Origin of the sequence: Pseudomonas sp. HY2-MNA-CIBAN-0224, from assembly GCF_040310285.1 — a bacterium.
Lineage (GTDB): Bacteria > Pseudomonadota > Gammaproteobacteria > Pseudomonadales > Pseudomonadaceae > Aquipseudomonas > Aquipseudomonas helleri.
In genome coordinates this window covers 1-282 of the sequence record NZ_JBEOPQ010000406.1, presented here as the reverse complement: position 1 = coordinate 282, position 282 = coordinate 1, and the positions used below count along the sequence as shown (strand labels likewise).

Annotated in this window: 1 pseudogene; it reads right to left on the bottom strand. The window is 41.1% G+C overall.

Annotated elements, in window-relative coordinates:
• Positions 1 to 282: pseudogene (locus AAEZ03_RS26940) on the bottom strand (YjiH family protein); the annotation flags it as partial.

Below are 282 nucleotides of genomic sequence, written 5' to 3'. Positions count from 1 at the left end.
ACTGAGGTGATAATAACTAAGCTAATTAAAGTACGGAGAATGAAGATCATAAACAGCTCTAACACATTGAGCTTGATATTTGATTTCAAAATTAACGCCCCGACCTCAGACATATAAATAATCTGGGTAATAGAGGCCGCTCCAACGATAAATCGTGTCATCTCACTTTCAATGCTTTTACCAACCAACGCTGGTAGATACATATCAGCAAAGCCCATAATCATGGCAGGCGCAGCTTCTGCCGCTTCTGGAATCTTTAACAATTCAAGCACTGGCACGAGG